Source organism: Micrococcus sp. HSID17227 (genome assembly GCF_003989405.1).
GTDB classification, from domain to species: Bacteria; Actinomycetota; Actinomycetes; order Actinomycetales; family Micrococcaceae; genus Micrococcus; species Micrococcus luteus.
Map to the genome: position 1 here is coordinate 1 of NZ_RBLN01000158.1, position 5,165 is coordinate 5,165.

At 73.0% G+C, this 5,165-nt stretch carries 4 protein-coding genes and 1 pseudogene; 4 read left to right on the forward strand and 1 reads right to left on the reverse strand.

The window, feature by feature from the left end:
- Positions 1–56 precede the first annotated feature (56 nt).
- Positions 57–1,133: an iron-siderophore ABC transporter substrate-binding protein gene (locus D8M29_RS08370; RefSeq protein WP_127435378.1), complete on the reverse strand. Its 1,077-nt coding sequence runs from the start codon at positions 1,131–1,133 to the stop codon at positions 57–59.
- 203 nt (positions 1,134–1,336) lie between these two features.
- Here D8M29_RS08370 and D8M29_RS08375 point away from each other — a divergent pair, with 203 nt between their 5' ends.
- The 4 genes and pseudogenes from D8M29_RS08375 to D8M29_RS14525 form a co-directional block, all read left to right on the forward strand.
- A complete protein-coding gene (locus D8M29_RS08375) occupies positions 1,337–2,080 on the forward strand; it encodes a ubiquinone/menaquinone biosynthesis methyltransferase (RefSeq protein WP_127435377.1) in 744 nt (247 codons plus the stop codon).
- Between the two features lie 334 nt (positions 2,081–2,414).
- Positions 2,415–3,143, forward strand: coding sequence for a response regulator transcription factor (locus D8M29_RS08380; protein WP_036314541.1), 729 nt, complete (start codon positions 2,415–2,417; stop codon positions 3,141–3,143).
- A gap of 94 nt (positions 3,144–3,237) precedes the next feature.
- Positions 3,238–4,815, forward strand: a complete 1,578-nt coding sequence (locus D8M29_RS08390; RefSeq protein WP_238693359.1) for a HAMP domain-containing sensor histidine kinase — start codon at positions 3,238–3,240, stop codon at positions 4,813–4,815.
- Positions 4,816–4,955: 140 nt separating this feature from the next.
- Positions 4,956–5,165, forward strand: a pseudogene (locus D8M29_RS14525) (4-(cytidine 5'-diphospho)-2-C-methyl-D-erythritol kinase); the annotation flags it as partial.

Consider the following 5,165-nt stretch of genomic DNA (forward strand, 5'->3'; position numbering starts at 1 on the left):
TCGCCCGCGCGGACGCGGGCCGGGGAGGCCAGGGCCGTGGACGGCATGGGGAGGGATCAGCCCTGCGCGGTCTTCGCGGCCTCGGCGATCGGCGGGACGACCTTCTCGAGCGCGAACGGGATGGACAGCGGGGAGATCGCGGAGACGGAGAGGACCTCCTGCTCGTCCGTCTGCAGGACGAGGGCGCCGGCCTTCACGGCCGGGATCGAGCCCAGCAGGGGGTCGGACTCGATGGCCTCGCGGACCGAGTCCTGGGCGGCCCAGGAGACGAACACGTCCGACTCCAGCTCGTCCGCGCGCTCGGGCGACCACGTGAAGAAGAACGCCTGGTCCTCCGGGGAGTTCTCCGTCACCACCGGCGCCTGCTCCATGCCGAGCAGCTCGAGGAACTTCGGGCGGTTGTCCACGTCCGTGTAGATGCTGATCTGGTCCGCGGCGGCGGGGTCGATGGTGCCGTAGACGAAGGACGCGCCCTGGAGGCCCGCGTGCTTCTCGCCGGCGTCCTTGATCTGCTGCTCGAGGTCCGCGATGAGCTCCTCCGCCTCCTGCTCCTTGCCGAGCACGCGGCCGATGACCTCCGTGGACTGCTGCCACGAGGTGCCGTAGGCGGGGACGTCCTTCGGGTAGGCCACTGTGGGGGCGATCTTCGAGAGGCGGTCGTAGTCCTCCTGCGTGATGCCGGAGTAGACGGCGAGGATGACGTCCGGCTTCACGGCGGCGATCGCCTCGGCGTCGATGCCGGAGGCCTCGGACCACTGCACGGGCTTCTGGGCGCCCTCGGTCTCGGCGAGCTTCGCGTCGAACCAGTCGGTGGACTTCTCCGCGTTCCCCCCGAACTCCACGGCGGCCATGCCCACCGGCACCACCCCGAGGGCGAGGGCCACGTCCTGGTTCACCCAGGACACGGTGGCCACGCGGGTCGGGCGCTGCGGGATCTCGGTGGTGCCGTAGACGTGCTCGATGCTGCGGGGGAACGCGGCGTCCCCGCCCGCGGCGTCCGACGACGACGCACCGGCCGACGAGGACGAGGCCGAGCCTCCGGCCGGGCCGGTGGAGCACGCGGCGAGCAGGAGGGTGAGGCCGACTCCCCCGCCGGCGAGGAGGGAGCGGCGGGACAGGGGGGACGGTGCCATGGTGGTGGCCTTTCACGGTCGCGACGCGCGGGCGCCGGGCGGAGGGGGTCGGGTCTGCGGTCGGAGGATGCGTCGGCCCTGCCGGGCCGGCATTAGCAAACACCGACGTGAGGTAACTCCGGAAGGTTAGGGCAACCTAATGCTCCTGTGCAATCCCGGGGAGGGCCGTCGTCGGGGGGAGGTGGGCGGGATACGGTGGCCTGGTGAGCCAGAACCCCCTCCCCGCCCCACGCGGCGACGCGCAGCGCGGCGCCGCCGACCACCACGACCGGGTCTCCGCGATGTTCGACGCCATCGCCGGCCGCTACGACCTGATGAACGCCGTCATGACATGGGGTCAGGAGCCGCGCCTGGTGCGCCGCACGGTGGCGCGGGCCAACATCCCGGCGCAGGCCCGCGTGCTCGACCTGGCCACCGGCACCGGCGACCTCGCGTTCGAGGTGCTCAAGCAGCACCCCGACGCGCAGGTGGTGGGCGCGGACATCGCCGCCGAGATGATGGAGGTCGGCCGTGCCCGCGCGGGCGGGGACCGCATCGAGTGGGTCGTCGCGGACGCGACGGACCTGCCGTTCGAGGCCGGCTCGTTCGACGCCGTGACCCACGGCTACCTGCTGCGCAACGTCGCGGACATCCCGGCGACCCTCGCCGAGCAGTTCCGCGTGCTGCGCCCCGGCGGCTGGGTCGCGGCCCTCGAGACGTCGCCGGCGCCGGACAACGTGCTCAAGCCCTTCTCCTCCTTCTACATCCACCGGGTGATGCCACAGCTGGCGAAGCTGATGGCCGACCGGCCGGAGGCCTACGCGTACCTGTCCTCCTCGACGAAGGCGTTCCACACGCCGGACGAGGTCGCGGACCTCTTCGCGGACGCCGGCTTCGTGAACATCGGGCACGAGACCCACATGTTCGGCACCCTGGCCACGCACTGGGCCATGAAGCCGGTCGACTGACGCCGGCCACGCGGCGCGGCGTCAGCACAGGGCGGCCCCGGTGGCGCCGCCGGATGCGTCAGGGCTGTGACGAGTCACGCTGATGTCCGCAATCCGAGAAGACTCTGGGCCGACCCGGCTGATCCGCGTAGCATGGGGCTCCGTCGAGGGGGGATCCGCGCACCCCCCGGCCTCCGGTCGCCGCCCGTCCGCCATCCCCCGGAACGGCGTCGCCCCTCCGTCGCGAGGCGCTCGTCCCCCGCAGCCCGCGACGTCCGCGTGGGCACCGTGAACCGTCTCTTGAACGTAGAGGAACCTTGTGAGCCCCATCCAGAGCACCACCGGCCCGTCATCCATGGCGGAGCTGAAGAAGGTCCTGCCCGAGCTCTCGCACCCGGACGGCGCGCCGGTGCGGGTGCTCGTCGTGGACGACGAGCCGATGATCGCCGACCTGCTCTCCATGGGCTTCACCCTCTGCGGCTGGGAGGTGATCGTGGCCCACGACGGCGCGACCGCCGCCGAGCTGGGCACCGCCGGCCGTCCGGACCTGGCGATCCTGGACGTCATGCTGCCGGACATGGACGGCCTGGACGTCCTGGATCGCCTGCGCGCCCACTGGTCGGAGATGCCCGCCATGTTCCTCACCGCCAAGGACGCGACCGAGGACCGCGTGGCGGGCCTGGCCGCCGGCAGCGACGACTACGTGACCAAGCCCTTCTCCATGGAGGAGGTGCTCATCCGCGCGCACCGGCTCGTGCAGCGCTCCGGCGTGGTCTCGGGCGGCTCCGAGGTGCTCGTGGTCGGCGACCTGGTGATGAACACCCGCACCCACGAGGTGACCCGCGGCGGCGACGAGATCGAGCTGACGGCCACGCAGTACAACCTGCTGAAGTTCCTCATGGCCAACGTCCGCACGGTGCTCTCCAAGGAGCGCATCCTGCAGGACGTCTGGGGCTACGACTTCGGCGGCCGCGCGAACATCGTCGAGCTGTACATCTCCTACCTGCGGAAGAAGATCGACGCGGACCGGGATCCCATGATCCACACCATCCGCGGCGCCGGGTATGTCATCCGGCCTGCCTGAGACCGCCGCGGTCCCGTCGGGGCACGGCAGCACCCGCCGCAGGCGGCCCACGTCGCTGGCCCGACGCATCGGCGCCGGCGTCCTTCTGATCCTGATGGCCACCATCCTGGCCTACTCGTTCTACGCGGCCGGCATCACGAAGGCCCTGCTGACCGAATCCGCCTCCCGGGACGCCTCCGAAGCATGGATCCGCGCCTCGGAGCAGCTGACGGCCCCCTCGCCGGGCGGAGGGGGCGACGGCGGCCCGGGGCAGGGGGACCTCCGCGTGCCGGGCACCCTCGGCCAGCCCGAGGGCACGGTGGTCGCGCTCGTCCCGCTCTCCGGTCTGGAGGAGCATCAGCAGGACGCCCTCATCGGGCACCGGGTCGGTGACGCCGGGGAGTCCGTGCCGCTCACGGCGCGGGAGGCCCACGACCTTCTGCACGCCCTCCGGGACCGGCCGGGCGGGCCGATGCTGGACGCCGTCGTCGGCGACGTCTCCTATCGCGTCCAGGCCCAGACCCTGACCGCGCCGGGCCCCTGGGTGGCCGCGGACCAGGTGCTCGTGGTGGGGGCGCCGACGGGCGCCATGTCCGACGTCACACGGCAGGCGCTGCTCGCGGTCGCCGTCGGACTGTCCGTCACCGTCCTCACCACCGCGATCCTGGTGAACCTGTGGCTGCGTCGGGGCCTGGCCCCGCTCAGCGAGGTCGCCGCCGTCGCCGAGCGGGTCGCCCAGGTGGACATGGCCCGCGCCGGGCTCGACCCGGAGGACTCACGCATGCCGCCTCGGCTCCTGCAGGGTCCGGACGAGGTGGCCGTCGTCGCCCAGGCGCTCGACCGGTTCACCGGCTCGGTCGAGGCGGCCCTGGAGCAGCGCCGCGTGCAGGAGCAGCAGATGCGCCGGTTCATGGCGGACGCCTCCCACGAGCTGCGCACGCCGCTCGCCTCGGTGCGCGGCTACGCCGAGATGATCGCGATGACGGAGGAGCTCTCCGCGACCGGCCGGCGGTCGCTCGACCGGGTGCTGTTCCAGGCCGACCGGATGGCCGCCCTCGTGGACGACATGCTCCTGCTCGAACGGCTCGAGTCCGTCTCGCGCGGCCGGGCCATGGGCCTGAAGCCCTCCGGGGAGGTGGCGCTGGCCGAACAGGTGGACCTGTCCGAGGTGGTCCTCGAGGGCGTGATGGACGCCCGCGCGGCGTGGCCGGACCACACGTGGGTGGTGGACCTGCCCGAGGGGGCGGAGCCGGGCACCCAGCGGTCCGTCACCGGTGACCGGTCGCAGCTGGCCCGCGTGGTCGGCAACCTGCTCTCCAACGCGGCCAAGCACACCCCCGTCGGGACCACCGTCACGGCCTCCGTGCGGCAGGACCAGCCCCGGCCCGGCTTCATGCTCGTCAGCGTCCACGACGACGGCGGCGGCATCCCGGCCGACCGACACGCCACCCTCTTCCACCGCTTCGTCCGCGGCCCCGGGAAGGGCCGGACGGGCCCCCCGGGCACGGAGCCGTCCACGGGTCTGGGTCTGGCCATCGTGCGCTCGATCGCGCGCAGCCACGGCGGGGACGTGACCGTGGCGTCCGAGGGCGGGTGGACGCGTTTCGACGTCGTCGTGCCCTGCACCCCGGGGCGCGCCGGGCCGGGGGCTGCGGGCTCCTGCTGCGGCTCCGCCCGGGCCGGCCGGCCCTGACCCCGGGACGGCAACCGTTGACGTATCCCCACCCCCCTATGCGTACGGTGCCTGTGTATGACCGACAGGGTCGTCCGGGACTTCCGGCCGATCCACCCCGACGCCGGTCGGCGCAGGCCGCCGGTGAGAGGAGCACGATCATGACTGACATCCGCCGCACCGCCACCGCCCTGACCCTCGGCGCCGCCGTCGTCACCGGCCTCGGTGCCCCCGCCGCCGTCGCGCAGACCCCGGCCGTCGTCCTGTTCCCCGAGCTCTCGGACGTCCTCGACCTCGGTATGGACGAAGGCGCGCTGCGCGGCATGGTCTCCGGCTCCGGCCCCACCCTGCTCTTCGTGGCGCAGGATGAG